We start from the raw sequence: 14,332 nt of genomic DNA on the forward strand, positions 1-14,332 counted from the left end.
ATAGGCACGAAATGGATCAGGAAACGACAGGAGGCGCGCGAGGCTGGGCGGCAATGAAAAGCGGCAACGCGCGAACGGTTGCGCGTATCACGGGAAGCGGAGCACCCGTCACCGAGACGGCGGCGGCAAAGGCCACCGTTGAACCGGTCAGGACAGGAAAGTGGGCGAGCAGGCCGCAATAAGCGCAGGCCTGCCAGTGCAGCGCACCGGAATGCGAGGAGGAGTCGCTGTTGCCTGCTTCACTGAAGGCCGGGTCAGCGGAGCAAAACGTGCTGAGCGCCTGGCCCAGCCGGTCATGCGAGGCTAGCGCGTGCGAGACCGTCGGCGCGATCGAAGTCATCAGGATTGCAAGCAATCCCAGGATACTTCCGATCTTCAGTAAGCGACGGCGGAACATGCTGTGATGAGCACCGGACGGTCGATGATATTGGGGCCGATTATGCCACGCGTCATGGCTGCAACCTGGGCCTTTTTCTTGTCTGGCGGGATGGCCGGTTAAGCCGTCTGCGAACAACTGAAACGCTTGGGCGAAGCATCAACGCCGCTGAAAAGCAGCAGGCATGTTAGCGGCTAAGGGAAGGCTAAGGGAGCGCCGAAACTGTCAGAAATTTTTACTTTTTCCTTTCAAGCTTTCGACGTGACACGGATTCCGGTCAAGCAGGAAAGATGCGTCCTGGGCGCCGCGCATATTGACGCTTTGCATATTTCCTTTTGACGGACTACGGCCTTGGTAACTCACTTCCCTCCGCGCGTTAGCTATCACACCAGTCTTATCCCTCTGTTGCGGCTTACCCGCTAACGCCTCGCTTGACGAGGCGGCACACCGGGCCGGCTGCTCACCGGCCGCTCCGCCCGGCTCCCCGCGTGGATAAATCCCAAGCCTTCCGAACACGGCGCCGCACCTGGCTTTCCTCGCGTCTTTACACTTTATTTATATCCTCCCCAGTTCTCTTGTCCGGGCGTTTACGCGCGATCAACTAACCTTCAGCACGTCCAAATCCGCTACGGGAGATCAAAACAATGGACCTGCTATATATCGCCGGCATCATCGCCTTCTGGGCATTGTGCGCGGCCCTGACCATCGGTTGCGACAAATTGCGTCGCGCTCCGGGAGGTCGCCCATGACCACCTGGATGCTGTTACTGGCAGGCGCTTCGACTCTGCTCTTGTTCGTGTACCTCGTGTACGCACTATTGCGTGCGGAGGATCTGGAATGAACGCCAATACCACATTTCAAATGGGTCTTTATATCGTCGTGCTGATCGCGCTTGCGATTCCGCTCGGCCGGTACATGACCTCCGTGCTCGACGGCTCGTCAGTCGTTGTGCGACGCATCGGCCGCCCGGTTGAAGCGCTGCTGTACAAGCTAGCAGGCGTGGACGAAAAGTCCGAAATGTCGTGGAAGCACTACGCATTCGCCGTGCTGGCGTTCAACGCACTCGGCGTACTCGTCGTGTTCGGATTCATGCGCTTGCAACAGTGGCTGCCGTCCAACCCGCAGGCTTTCGGTCCCATGACCCCCGACGCCGCGTTCAACACGGCAGTCAGCTTCGTGACCAACACGAACTGGCAAGACTACACGCCTGAGTCGACTGCAAGCTACCTGTCGCAGATGGTCGGCCTGACCGTGCAGAACTTCTTTTCGGCCGCGACCGGCATTGCTGTTGTCGTCGCGCTGATCCGCGGCTTCGCACGTCATACCGCAACGACCATCGGCAACTTCTGGGTCGACATCACGCGCATCACGCTGTACATCCTTGCGCCGATTGCGACGGTCATTGCGCTGGTGTTCGTGAGCCAGGGCGCGATCCAGAACTTCCAGGCGTACCAGGATGTCGCCACGCTGCAAGTGACGACCTACCAGACGCCGAAGACGGACGCGCAGGGCAATGCGGTCAAGGATGCCAAGGGCAATCCGGTGATGGTGGACAACAAGGCCGAGAAGCAGACGATCGCCATGGGCCCGGTTGCCTCGCAAGAAGCCATCAAGATGCTCGGCACGAATGGCGGCGGGTTCTTTAACGCCAACTCCGCGCATCCGTACGAAAACCCGACGCCGTTCTCCAACTTCGTCCAGATGATTGCGATGCTCGTCATTCCGGCGGCGTTGTGCGTGGTGTTCGGACGCATGGTGGGCGACAAGCGGCAGGGCTACGCAATCCTCGCTGCCATGACGATTGCATTCGGCATCGCGTGCTGGGGTGAGATCTCGTTCGAGCAGGCCGGCAATCCGCTGTTCACGTCGCTGCATGTCGATCAAAGCGCATCCGCGATGCAGTCAGGCGGCAACACCGAAGGCAAGGAAACACGCTTTGGTATTGCGCAGTCGGGCATCTTCACGGTCGCCACCACGGCTGCATCGTGCGGTGCTGTGAACAACGCGCATGACTCGCTGACGCCTATGGGCGGCTTCGTACCGCTGTTGTTGATCCAGCTGGGTGAAGTGATCTTCGGCGGCGTGGGGTCCGGCTTATACGGGATGCTCGTCTTCGCCATGCTCGCGGTGTTCGTCGCCGGCCTGATGATCGGCCGCACGCCTGAATACATCGGCAAGAAGATCGAGTCGTACGAGATGAAGATGGTGGCGATCGTCGTGTTGCTGACGCCGTTCCTGGTCCTGCTCGGTGCGTCGATTGGCGTGCTGACGGACGCGGGCACAGCGGGCATAGCCAACCCCGGGCCGCACGGATTCTCCGAGATTCTCTACGCCTATAGCTCTGCCGCGAACAACAACGGCAGCGCGTTTGCGGGCCTCACGGTCAGCACGCCGTTCTACAACATCTCGACCGGCATTGCCATGTGGTTTGGCCGCTTTGGTTCGATCATTCCGGTGCTGGCCATTGCCGGTGCGCTTGCCGCTAAAAAGCGTATTGCCACCACGGCCGGCAGCTTGCCGACCCACGGTCCGCTGTTCGTCGTGTTGCTGCTCGGCACAGTCGTGCTGGTGGGCGCACTGACGTATGTACCCGCGCTTGCGCTGGGTCCCGTGGTCGAGCATCTGATGATGCTCTCGGGCAAATAAGCGGTCACTGATACAGAGGAAAGTATGAACACAATTGTCAAACCGCCAGTGAAAACGCCGAACAAGACACCGGAGAAAACGCCGGAGCCGAGTGGCCATTCACGCTCGGCAGCCCGTTCGATGTTCGACCCCGCCATCGTCGTACCGGCGATTGCGGATTCATTCAGGAAACTGGGCCCGCGTACGCAACTGCGCAACCCGGTGATGTTCTGCGTCTACATCGGCAGTATCCTGACCACGGTGTTGTGGGTCGCGGCACTCGCGGGGCAGGCTGAAGCCCCGGCAGGCTTTATTCTCGCGGTCTCGCTGTGGCTGTGGTTCACCGTGCTGTTCGCGAACTTCGCCGAAGCACTGGCCGAGGGCCGCTCGAAAGCGCAGGCGGCTTCGCTGCGCAGCGCCAAGCGCGACGTGATGGCGAAGAAGCTGGAGTCGGCAAATCCGAAGTCGGCGCTGCGTATTACGACGGCAACGGAGCTGCGCAAGGGCGATATCGTCCTCGTGGAAACGGGCGACGTGATCCCCGCGGACGGTGAGGTAGTCGACGGTGTAGCGTCAGTCGACGAGTCCGCCATCACGGGTGAATCCGCACCGGTGATCCGTGAATCAGGCGGTGACTTTACCGCGGTGACCGGCGGTACCCGTGTGCTGTCGGACTGGATCGTGGTGCGCGTGACGGTCAATCCGGGCGAGGCATTCCTCGACCGCATGATCGCGATGGTGGAAGGCGCCAAGCGTCAAAAAACGCCTAATGAAATCGCGTTGACCATCTTGCTCGTGGCACTGAGCCTGGTGCTGTTGTTCGCGACCGCCACGCTGCTGCCGTTCTCCATGTTCTCGGTCTCCGCAGTGAAGGCCGGCCACGTGGTGACGATCACCGCGCTGGCCGCCCTGCTGGTCTGCCTGATCCCGACCACTATCGGCGGACTGTTGTCTGCCATCGGTGTGGCCGGTATGAGCCGGATGATGCAGGCGAACGTGATTGCGACTTCCGGCCGTGCAGTGGAAGCTGCTGGTGACGTCGACGTGCTGTTGCTCGACAAGACCGGCACGATCACGCTGGGTAATCGTCAGGCATCCAGCTTCGTCCCGGCTCCCGGTCTCTCGGAGCAGGACCTGGCCGACGCTGCGCAGCTTGCGTCGCTGGCCGACGAAACGCCGGAAGGGCGCAGTATTGTCGTGCTCGCGAAGCAGCGCTTCAACATTCGCCAGCGCGAGATGGCTTCGCTGCATGCGACCTTCCTGAGCTTCACGGCACAGACGCGAATGAGCGGTGTCGATTTGCCCGAGCGCGAGATTCGCAAGGGCGCGGCCGACGCGGTCAAGACGTACGTTGAACGCCATGGCGGCCGTTATCCGCAGGAAGTATCGAATGCGGTGGATGAAATCGCGCGTCGCGGCAGCACGCCGCTGGTCGTGGCCGACCGGCGCGAAGAAGGTGCGCGCGTGCTGGGCGTGATCGAGCTGAAGGACATCGTCAAGGGCGGCATCAAGGAGCGTTTTGCCGAGCTGCGCAAGATGGGTATCAAGACCGTGATGGTGACGGGCGATAACCGCCTGACCGCCGCGGCGATTGCGGCTGAAGCCGGGGTTGACGACTTCCTCGCGGAAGCCACGCCTGAAGCGAAACTGGCGACCATCCGCTCGTATCAGGCGGAAGGCCGGCTGGTTGCGATGACCGGCGACGGCACCAACGACGCACCGGCGCTTGCACAGGCCGACGTCGCGGTGGCCATGAACACCGGCACGCAGGCGGCGAAGGAAGCCGGCAACATGGTCGACCTCGATTCGAACCCAACCAAGCTGATCGAGATTGTCGAGATCGGCAAGCAGATGCTGATGACGCGCGGCTCGCTGACGACGTTCTCGATCGCCAACGACGTGGCCAAGTACTTCGCCATCATCCCGGCCGCGTTTGCATCGACGTACCCGCAATTGCGCGTGCTCGACATCATGCACCTGACGTCGCCGTCGTCCGCCATCTTGTCCGCCGTGATCTTCAACGCGTTGATCATTGTGGTGCTGATCCCGCTGGCGCTGAAGGGCGTGAAATACCGGCCGCTGGGCGCCGCCGCATTGCTGCGCCGCAATCTGCTGGTGTATGGCCTCGGCGGGATCTTGCTGCCGTTCCCGTTCATCAAGCTGATCGACATGATTCTGACGGCGTTTGGCTGGGCCTGAACGTCAGCCGGCGAGCCGGGCGTGGTGCTGAACACCCTGCCCGGGCGCTGCTGACACCCTGGCTATTATCACAATCTAATTGGGTTGAATCATCATGAAAAACATCCTTCGTCCTGTGCTCGTGCTGTTCGCGGCATTGACCGTGGTGACCGGGCTGGTATATCCGATCGTGGTTACCGCGGTCGCGCATGCCGCCTTTCCGAGCCAGGCAAACGGCAGCCTGATCGAAAAGAACGGCAAGCTGGTCGGCTCGGAACTGCTCGGCCAGCAATTCGATGCACCGGGCTATTTCTGGGGCCGCCTGTCGGCCACGTCGCCGAATCCATATAACCCGCAAGGTTCGAGCGCTTCGAATCTTGGCCCGACGAATCCGGCGCTGGCGGATGAAGTGAAAGGACGCATCAGTGCGTTGCACGATGCGGACCCGACGAATACCGCGCCGATCCCGGTCGACCTGGTGACCTCGTCAGGCAGCGGACTGGACCCCGAGATCAGTCCGGCTGCTGCTGCGTACCAGATCGATCGCGTTGCCAAGGCACGCAAGCTGTCGCACAACGACGTCGATGCGCTGGTTCAACGCGCAACGACCGGCCGTCAGTTTGGCATTCTTGGCGAAGCGCGCGTGAACGTGCTGAAGCTGAACCTGGCGCTTGACGAACTCAAGCCCGCAAGCTGATGGACCGCCCCGATCCCGACGAACTGCTCGACAAGATCCAGCGTGACGAAGAGAAAAGGCAGCGTGGCAAGCTGAAGATTTTCTTCGGCGCATCGGCTGGTGTCGGGAAGACCTATGCCATGTTGCAAGCCGGGCACCGTCGCCGAGAGGAAGGTGTCGACACGGTGGTCGGGATTGTCGAGACCCATGGCCGCAAGGAGACGCTTGCGCTGGTCGAGGGGCTGGACTCCGTACCGCTGACGCTTTACGAATACCGCAACCGCAAGCTGCCCGAGTTCGATCTCGACGCCGCGCTTGCGCGCAAGCCGCAACTGATTCTCGTCGACGAACTGGCGCACTCGAATGTGCAGGGGGCCCGTCACCTGAAACGCTGGCAGGATGTGTACGAACTGCTCGACGCCGGGATTGACGTGTACACGACCGTCAACGTCCAGCATCTCGAGAGCCTGAACGATATCGTCGGGCAGATCACGGGTATCCGCGTATGGGAGACCGTGCCGGACCGCGTGTTCGATCTCGCCGATGAAGTCACGCTCGTGGACTTGCCGGCCGAAGAATTGCTCGACCGGTTGAGGGACGGAAAAGTTTATATGCCGCAGCAAGCGGCGAATGCGGTCAAGAATTTTTTCCGCAAGGGCAACCTGATTGCGTTGCGCGAACTCGCGCTTCGTCGGACGGCTGACCGCGTGGATGCGCAGATGCGCGAGTACCGCGCCGATCAGTCCATCAGCCGGATCTGGCAAGCCCGCGAGCGGCTGATCGCGTGTATTGGGCCGGGACCCGAAAGCGCCACGCTGGTTCGTTCCGCCGCGCGTCTTGCTGCCAGCCTCAAGGCGGACTGGCTGGCGGTCTATGTTGAAACACCGAAGCTGCAGCGCCTGCCTGATACATGGCGCAAACGCACGCTGGATGCGCTCAAGCTGGCGTCCGAGCTGGGTGCCGAGACCGTGACGCTTGATGGCGCGGACGCCGCCGCCACGCTGGTCGCGTACGCGCGCATGCGCAATGTGTCCAAGATCGTGGCGGGTGCGTCGGATGCGCCCGGCTGGCGGCGCCTCTTTGACCGGTCCGTCGCCGAAGCACTGGTGCACCATTCACACGATATCGATGTGACGCTGGTGGGCGTGAGAGCGGCAAGGGAAGGCCGGGAGCGCGATGCAAGCAACCCGGTGTTCGCCGCTGTCCGCAACGAAGCCCGCTCCTCGCCCAACGCCTACTTTTACGCGGCTGCAATTGGCGTCGCGATCACGGCGCTGGCGAGCCTGCTGTCGCGCCATATCGACCTCACGAACCTCGTGATGCTGTATCTGCTGGGCGTGGTCTTTGCCGCGGTTCGACTCGGACGCGGCCCCGGTGTACTGCTGTCGTTCGTGAGCGTCGCGGCGTTTGATTTCTTCTTTGTTCCGCCACAACTTTCCTTTTCCGTTTCGGACACGCAGTACCTGCTGACTTTCTTCGTGATGCTGCTGACCTCGCTCACGATCAGTCACCTGACTTCGAATCTTCGCCGTCAGGCGCGGGTAGCCTCGTTGCGCGAGCGGCGCACGGGCGCTATGTACGCGATGACGCGCGAACTGGGCGGCGCGCTGATGACCGAGCAGATCATCGAAATCGGCACGCGTCACGTTGGAGAGATCTTCCAGTCGAAGGTCGCGATCCTGCTGCCCGACAGTGGGGAGAAGATCCGTCAGAAAGTCGACGACCCCAACCCGCAGTTCACGCTCGATGCCGCCGATCTCGACCTCGATATCGCGCAATGGGTGTACGACCAGCAAAAACCTGCGGGGCGCGGCACGGACACACTGCCGGCCAGCAACGCGCTTTATCTGCCGCTCAAGGCGCCCATGCGCACACGTGGTGTCCTGGCGCTCATCACGGCTCACTCAGCCGAGCTGGCGATCCCGGAACAGCAGCGCATGATCGACACGTTTGCTTCCCAGATCGCGCTCGCGCTGGAACGGGTCCACTACGTCGAGATTGCGCAGGATGCGTTGGTGAACATGGAGTCGGAGCGCATGCGCAACTCGCTGCTCTCGGCTATCTCGCACGACTTGCGCACGCCGTTGACATCGATTGTCGGATTCGCTTCGGTGCTGGAAGAGCAGCAGCGTGTTCACAACGGCACGACCGACAGCGCGCGCGAGCTGATTCACGCAATCCACGAGGAAGCGCTGCGCATGAGCGGGCTTGTGACGAATCTGCTCGACATGGCCCGGCTCCAGGCGGGCAGCATCCGTCTGAACCGGCAATGGCTGATGCTGGAGGAAGTGGTCGGAGCGGCGCTGGCCGTCTGCCGCCGCACGCTTGGCGGGCACACCGTGCAGGTCCGGGTTCCGCCCGACCTTCCGTTGATACAACTCGACGCAGTCCTGATGGAGCGGCTGCTCGCCAACCTGTTCGAGAACGCGGCCAAGTACACACCGCGCGATTCGACGCTGTCCATTCACGCAGCGGTTGAACAGCAATCGGGCGAGCGCTACGTGAGGGTCTGTGTGGACGATAACGGCCCGGGCCTGGCGCCGGGAATACAACAGACGCTCTTCGATAAATTCACGCGTGGAGAGAAGGAGTCCGCCAAGCCGGGGATCGGTCTGGGACTGGCAATCTGCCGGGCGATAGTGGAGGCGCATGGCGGGAAGATTGGCGCCGAGAACCGGGTGGACGCTCAGGGAAAGGTGTTGGGTGCGAGGTTCTGGTTCACGTTGCCGGCCGATCAGACGCCGCCTTTCGAGGCGCTTCCCGACGAGAATGGCGAGGGACCGGACGCTGCCGCGCATACGGATACGCCATGAGCGAGCCTACGCTGACCATTGTCGTCATAGAAGACGACAAGCAGATCCGCCGTTTTGTACGAAGCACGCTGGAAGCGCAGGGCATGACTGTGTTCGAAGCGGAAACCGGGCAGCAGGGTCTGCGCGAAGCGGCGTTTCGCCTGCCTGATCTCATTGTCATTGACCTTGGCTTGCCGGACACCGACGGTATCGATGTGATCCGTGAGCTGCGTACCTGGACCGAGCAACCATTGATCGTGCTCTCGGCGCGTACTCACGAAGATGCCAAGGTTGCCGCGCTCGACGCAGGGGCGGATGACTATCTGACGAAGCCCTTTGGTGTGTCGGAGCTGCTCGCACGCATTCGTGCACAGCTACGGCGGCGCAATCGCGGCGGGCAGCAGGAAACACCACAGGTGCGGTTTGGCACGGTCTCGGTGGATCTGTCGGAGAGGCGCGTGACCCGCGACGGTGAGATGATTCATCTCACGCCCATCGAATACAGGCTGCTGACAACGCTGGTACGCCACGCCGGGCGGGTCATCACGCATCAGCAATTGCTGCGCGAGGTCTGGGGGCCGGCGTATGTGGAGAACCAGCATTACCTGCGGGTTTATATGGGTCACCTTCGGCACAAGCTGGAACTTGATCCGGCTCAGCCGGTTCATATCCTGACCGAGACCGGAGTGGGGTACAGGCTTGTGGGTGCGCAGTAGCCCACGGTTCTATGCGTTGTTCCCGTGAGCGTCCAATAGCGATCGCCGCTTAAGGGAACAGCGCAAAGGGCAGCGTAGCCGCGATATAAACCGCCAGACCGGTCTTGGGCAGACCTAAGGTTATTGCGACCGCGGCAATCACGGTCCCGCCCAGCGATAACGTCAGCAGCTTTCGCTGACGTGCCTGCCGTCCGGCAATGCTCGAGCGGGTGCTTTCCTGGTCCGGCTCATTTTGTCTGGGAGTGCGCTTCCGGAACGTCAGGGCGTGCATGTTTTCGACTCTCTTTATATAGACCCGAAGTCTCGTTCTTATCGCGCAATAACGGCGTTTAAATAGCACCGGAGCGCATATAGCTTTCATCAATTCGACGCTGGACGCTCACGTCTTGACGGGTTCTTGATACGCCACGGCTGGCTTTTATCCCGATTGATACGCCCGGCGGCGTAGCCTTCCAGGACGCTAATAACAAAGGACCGTGATGCATGAGAATCAGGCACCGGCGGCTGGCGCACCCGGTCAATCCAGACGGCGGTTGTGCGCGGAACTCGCTCTATGCGCATTTTCTTTCATGACGGCAGATGCAGCCTACGCGACCGACGACGCGTCCGCGTCCAACAGTCGGCTAACCGCGGTCATCCAGTCCGCATCCGGCGAATCACCCGAGGTGGCGAACGTAGCCGCAGTGTTATGGCAGCAGTTTCGAGTGGCTCGCCGGGAGGCAACGTTGATCGCGCAAGCGGTCATCAGCGCGGCGAACGAATATGCGATGTCACCCGCGCTGTTGCTCGCGGTCATTGCGACCGAGTCGGGGTTCGACCGGCAGGCGGTCAGCGTTGCCGGTGCGCAAGGGCTGATGCAGATCCTGCCGGCTGCACATCCGCAGGTGCTTGCATCGGGCAATGACCTGACCGAGCCCGCTGAGAACGTGCGGATAGGGTCTTCGATCCTGCGCGAGTATCTCGATGCGTCGGGTGGCGACCTGGGCGTCGCGCTCAAGCGATACAGCGGCGGCGGCAAGGGATACGCCCAACGTGTGGTGTTTCGCATGCGGCAGTTCTCGGCCAGTCTGCACACGCCGCCGGACGATGCGGTCAAGGCCACGCTGGTCAGGGCGCCTTGACACAATTTTTACGCGGCAGGCGCGAAACTCTGCGCGCGTTTGACACGGCGTCTGCTGTAATGAAATGGTAGTGAATACTGAAACGGGGACGCTCATGTTACGGGTACTCATACCGGTGATAAACAAGGAAGGTGCGCTTCAGGCCGCGCGGCATGCCGCATTTCTTTATGCGGAGCACTGCGTGTCGGAAGTCGAGCTGATGGAAGTGCTCGAGCCTCCGGACCAGGGACGGGCCAGTGCGTTTCATTCCCGTGGCACGCTGCGCTTGCAGGAAAAACGTGCCATGCTGAGTGCGCTGGTTCAGACCCGGGCCATTCTGGACGATGCGGGCGTTCCGTATCACTGGTCGCGGGTGTATGGGCCCGTTGCCGGAACCATTGCAGAGCGCGCGGCTGAAAAACGCTCGGACATTGTTCTGGTCGATGCCAGTCACCTGGGCTTTCTTACCCGATGGTGGGTGATGAACAGGTTGTGGCGAAGCATGCAAACACCGGTGACGATGGTTCACTAGAGGGTCCATCAAATGGGTCCGTCGAATGAGCACCGCAATCAACGAATCAACATTTACCGGCGTTCAGTCAAGAGTACACAATCGTGTTGAAGCTTCATACGGCCATGCGGATCAGGGGCACGGCAAAGGTGGTGTGCGTCGCCATTGTGGCGAACCAGGTACTGACTACCGTGTTTGCTTATGCGGTGCAGCAGCTGGACCCAGGCGCGCCAGGCATTATCACGACCATCTTCAGTTTCCTCACATGCGGTCTGGTGAGCATCTGGCTGCAGTCAGATGCGCGGCGGGCGTATTTGCTGGCGCGTGAGAAGGGCTGCATTACCCCCGTGGACAAGACCAACCCCGCGCTCAAGATTGCGCCCGATTGCCCGAAGTTGTGGCTGGTGGTTTTGCACATTGAAATGAATCCGGCTGCGGTGGGGCTTTAAGCGGCTTGCCTGACAGAACCTGCTCCGGGCAAGTGCAAATCATCTCCCAGGCGGCAACTCGAATCCGACCTCGACCCGCGACATGACGAGTCGTCCGCGCAGACCTGAACTGGTCATTGACTCCTGGCGCGCTTGGCAAAATAGCTTGTCGGCGAGTCACCCAATACGCTCGCCCGGACGCCCTTCGGGCAGTCGCGTTTTCCCCTAGTACTTGAAGGTTGACTAAGAACCGCGACGGCACCAAACTTCTTCTTACTGTGTGATCACAGGTCACACATATCGTAAGGAGCTGTTTAATTGACGACACGTGAAACAAGCGCGGATGCGTTGCCGCTCGAACTGGTGGCACGCGAGACCATGGCGGGCCGCGTCTACGCCCAGTTGCGCGAAGCGATCATGACGGGGCGTTTTGCGCCCGGGCAGGCGTTGAGTTTGCGCGGGGTGGCCGAAGCAGTGGGTTCATCGACCATGCCGGTGCGCGCTGCGCTGACAAGGCTGCAGGCCGAGGGTGCGTTGATCGACGGGCCGGGCCGCGCGCTGATGGTGCCGCCCATGACGCTGGACCTGCTCGAAGAGCTGCGCGACGTGCGAATCGCGCTTGAAGGCTGCGTCGCGAAACGGGCGGCCTCGCGGATGACAAAGGACCATTTGAACGCGCTGCAAGCTGTGTTCGACACCATGGATGCCCACGTGGAAGCCGGCGACGTACCCGCGTATCTGCGCAGCAATTTCGAATTTCATATAGCAATGTACACGCATGGGGCGAGCGACCTGACGCTCGCCACGATCCAGAATCTCTGGATGCGTATTGGTCCGTTCCTGAACCTCGTGGCGCCGGACATCCCGCATATGAGGTTGTCCATGGCGGCCCACCGGAAGATTGTCGATGCCCTCTGGAAGGGTGACGGTGAAGGCGCGCGTGCGGGCATTGAGGAGGACATCGGCGGTGCCGCTGCGGACCTGCGCGAACGCTTGCAGAGCAGGGAAGCGGCCAGGGCCTGAGGTTGACCTGGATCCTGTAAGCCGCACCAGCCGCACCCCAAAAACGATGGAGACGAGCATGGCCGTTCTGCAGATGTTGAAACCGCGCGCGGGGTTGCGTGTGCTGGTCACGGGCGGTGCGTCGGGCATTGGTCTGGTAATCGCGCATGCTTTCGTGGACGCCGGGTCGCGCGTGCATGTCTGCGACTCGAGTCAGCAAGCTATCGACGCGCTCAACGAAGCCGAGCAAAGCGCCGAGATGAACGCAATCACCTCGACGCTCGCGGACGTGTCGGACCGCACGGCGGTCGACCGCGTTTTCGTCGATGTGAACGAGCAGCTTGGCGGCCTCGACGTGTTGATCAATAACGCGGGTATTGCGGGTCCGACGGGTGGTATCGACGAGATGGAGGCGGATGACTGGGAACAGACCGTTGATGTAAATCTCAATGCTCAGTTCTACTTCGCACGTCGCGCGGTGCCGCTGTTGCGCCAGGCGCGCGACGGCGGGTCGATCATTGCATTGTCATCGGTGGCGGGGCGGCTTGGATACGCGTACCGCACGCCGTATTCAGCCACCAAATGGGCGGTTGTTGGCCTGACGAAGAGCCTCGCCATTGAGCTGGGACCGGACAACATTCGCGTCAATGCGATCCAGCCGGGGATTGTCAAGGGACCGCGAATTGAACGGGTGATTGCCGCACGCGCGGAACAGTTGGGTCTTCCCTACGAGCAGATGGAAAAAGAATATCTCTCGAAAATTTCTCTGCGGCGCATGACCACGCCGGAAGAAGTCGCGGCGACCGCGTTGTTCCTGTGCTCGCCGGGAGGCAGCGGCATCTCGGGGCAAGCGATCTCGGTGTGCGGCAATGTGGAAGTGCTCTGAACGCTTTTCTTTTCCGATGAGGGCTTGAAGCATGGCAACGAAGCGTAAAGTTATCATCACCTGTGCACCGACCGGTGCGATCCATACTCCGTCGATGTCGCCGTATCTGCCGGTCACGCCGCAGGAAATAGGCGACGCGGCGCTTGCCGCCGCCCGGGAAGGCGCGGCAATCCTGCACCTCCATGCACGTGATCCCAACGACGGCCGGCCCACGCAAGACCCCGCCGTGTTCCAGCAATTCCTGCCGCGCATCAAGGCCGAAACCGATGCGGTGATCAACATCACAAGTGGCGGCAGTCCGCACATGACGGTGGAGGAGCGGTTAAAACCCGCTCACCATTTCAAGCCGGAAGTGGCGTCGCTGAACATGGGCTCCATGAATTTCGGCCTCTATCCCATGCTCGACCGCTTCAAGGAATTCAAGCACGACTGGGAACGCCAGCATCTGGCGAACAGCCGCGACCTGATCTTCAAGAACACGTTCAAGGACATTGAATACATCCTCACGTCATGCGGCGCGAACGGTACGCGTTTCGAGTACGAGTGTTATGACATCTCGCACTTGTACAACCTGGCGCATTTCGTTGACCGCGGACTCGCGAAACCGCCGTTCTTCGTGCAAAGCGTGTTCGGGCTGCTTGGAGGCATCGGGCCGCATCCGGAAGACTTGATGCACATGCGCCGTACCGCCGACCGCCTGTTCGGAAGCGACTATGTCTGGTCGATCCTTGGCGCCGGGCGCAACCAGATTCCGCTCGCGACGCTCGGCGTGGCGCAGGGATCGAACGTGCGGGTCGGGCTTGAAGACTCACTGTGGATCGAAGCGGGCAAGCTGGCTGAATCGAGTGCTGCTCAGGTCGTGAAGATTCGCCAAGTGATAGAAGGCCTTTCGCTCGACATCGCGACGCCGGACGAAGCGCGCGCCATGCTTGGGCTCAAGGGCGCGGCCAACACGAACTTCTAGTACCGCTGCCTCGGGCGCACGTCCTTCAACTCTTGACGATGGAGACCATCGTGGCTGTGTCGAAACTCAAAGTCGTCG

Annotated in this window: 14 protein-coding genes; 12 read left to right on the forward strand and 2 right to left on the reverse strand. The window is 61.3% G+C overall.

The features are described from left to right. Positions 1-16: 16 nt before the first annotated feature. The gene (locus tag ABH944_RS31355) at positions 17-397 is read right to left on the reverse strand and encodes a DUF2946 domain-containing protein (protein WP_404611121.1); all 381 of its coding nucleotides are present in this window, start codon (positions 395-397) and stop codon (positions 17-19) included. 724 nt (positions 398-1,121) lie between these two features. Between ABH944_RS31355 and ABH944_RS31360 the strand changes: the two genes are divergently transcribed. From ABH944_RS31360 to kdpE, 6 genes are all read left to right on the forward strand, one after another. Then, complete coding sequence (locus tag ABH944_RS31360; protein ID WP_035566418.1) at positions 1,122-1,217, forward strand: potassium-transporting ATPase subunit F; 96 nt, start codon at positions 1,122-1,124, stop codon at positions 1,215-1,217. Next, on the forward strand, positions 1,214-3,022 hold the full coding sequence (kdpA, locus tag ABH944_RS31365; protein ID WP_404611120.1) for a potassium-transporting ATPase subunit KdpA: 1,809 nt from the start codon (positions 1,214-1,216) through the stop codon (positions 3,020-3,022). The genes ABH944_RS31360 and kdpA overlap by 4 nt, the downstream gene beginning before the upstream one ends. 120 nt (positions 3,023-3,142) lie before the next feature. Then, positions 3,143-5,200, forward strand: a complete 2,058-nt coding sequence (gene kdpB, locus ABH944_RS31370; protein WP_404611204.1) for a potassium-transporting ATPase subunit KdpB — start codon at positions 3,143-3,145, stop codon at positions 5,198-5,200. Between the two features lie 94 nt (positions 5,201-5,294). Further along, a complete protein-coding gene (gene kdpC, locus ABH944_RS31375) occupies positions 5,295-5,876 on the forward strand; it encodes a potassium-transporting ATPase subunit KdpC (RefSeq protein ID WP_404611119.1) in 582 nt (193 codons plus the stop codon). After that, the gene (locus tag ABH944_RS31380) at positions 5,876-8,668 is read left to right on the forward strand and encodes a DUF4118 domain-containing protein (RefSeq protein ID WP_404611118.1); all 2,793 of its coding nucleotides are present in this window, start codon (positions 5,876-5,878) and stop codon (positions 8,666-8,668) included. Before kdpC ends, ABH944_RS31380 begins: the two co-directional genes overlap by 1 nt. Then, positions 8,665-9,363: a two-component system response regulator KdpE gene (gene kdpE, locus ABH944_RS31385; RefSeq protein ID WP_404611117.1), complete on the forward strand. Its 699-nt coding sequence runs from the start codon at positions 8,665-8,667 to the stop codon at positions 9,361-9,363. The genes ABH944_RS31380 and kdpE overlap by 4 nt, the downstream gene beginning before the upstream one ends. Positions 9,364-9,412: 49 nt before the next feature. Here kdpE and ABH944_RS31390 read toward each other — a convergent pair whose 3' ends face one another. Then, positions 9,413-9,634 carry a hypothetical protein gene (locus tag ABH944_RS31390; RefSeq protein ID WP_404611116.1) on the reverse strand — a complete coding sequence of 74 codons (222 nt, stop codon included), beginning with the start codon at positions 9,632-9,634 and terminating at the stop codon, positions 9,413-9,415. 298 nt (positions 9,635-9,932) lie between these two features. On the opposite strand from ABH944_RS31390, the gene ABH944_RS31395 reads away from it, so the two are divergent. From ABH944_RS31395 to kce, 6 genes are all read left to right on the forward strand, one after another. Beyond that, positions 9,933-10,484 (forward strand): lytic transglycosylase domain-containing protein, encoded by a 552-nt coding sequence (locus ABH944_RS31395; RefSeq protein WP_404611115.1) that lies wholly within the window; start codon positions 9,933-9,935, stop codon positions 10,482-10,484. A 94-nt stretch (positions 10,485-10,578) separates the two neighbouring features. Then, positions 10,579-10,995, forward strand: a complete 417-nt coding sequence (locus ABH944_RS31400) for a universal stress protein (RefSeq protein ID WP_404611113.1) — start codon at positions 10,579-10,581, stop codon at positions 10,993-10,995. 83 nt (positions 10,996-11,078) lie between these two features. Next, positions 11,079-11,423 carry a hypothetical protein gene (locus ABH944_RS31405; protein ID WP_404611111.1) on the forward strand — a complete coding sequence of 115 codons (345 nt, stop codon included), beginning with the start codon at positions 11,079-11,081 and terminating at the stop codon, positions 11,421-11,423. Between the two features lie 357 nt (positions 11,424-11,780). Next, on the forward strand, positions 11,781-12,425 hold the full coding sequence (locus tag ABH944_RS31410) for a GntR family transcriptional regulator (protein ID WP_404611203.1): 645 nt from the start codon (positions 11,781-11,783) through the stop codon (positions 12,423-12,425). Between the two features lie 58 nt (positions 12,426-12,483). After that, positions 12,484-13,290 (forward strand): SDR family oxidoreductase, encoded by an 807-nt coding sequence (locus ABH944_RS31415; RefSeq protein ID WP_404611110.1) that lies wholly within the window; start codon positions 12,484-12,486, stop codon positions 13,288-13,290. Positions 13,291-13,321: 31 nt separating this feature from the next. After that, the gene (gene kce / locus ABH944_RS31420) at positions 13,322-14,254 is read left to right on the forward strand and encodes a 3,5-dioxohexanoate:acetyl-CoA acetone transferase (protein ID WP_404611108.1); all 933 of its coding nucleotides are present in this window, start codon (positions 13,322-13,324) and stop codon (positions 14,252-14,254) included. The last annotated feature ends 78 nt before the right edge of the window (positions 14,255-14,332 follow it).

It is taken from the genome of Caballeronia udeis (assembly GCF_044909315.1).
Classification (GTDB): domain Bacteria; phylum Pseudomonadota; class Gammaproteobacteria; order Burkholderiales; family Burkholderiaceae; genus Caballeronia; species Caballeronia udeis_A.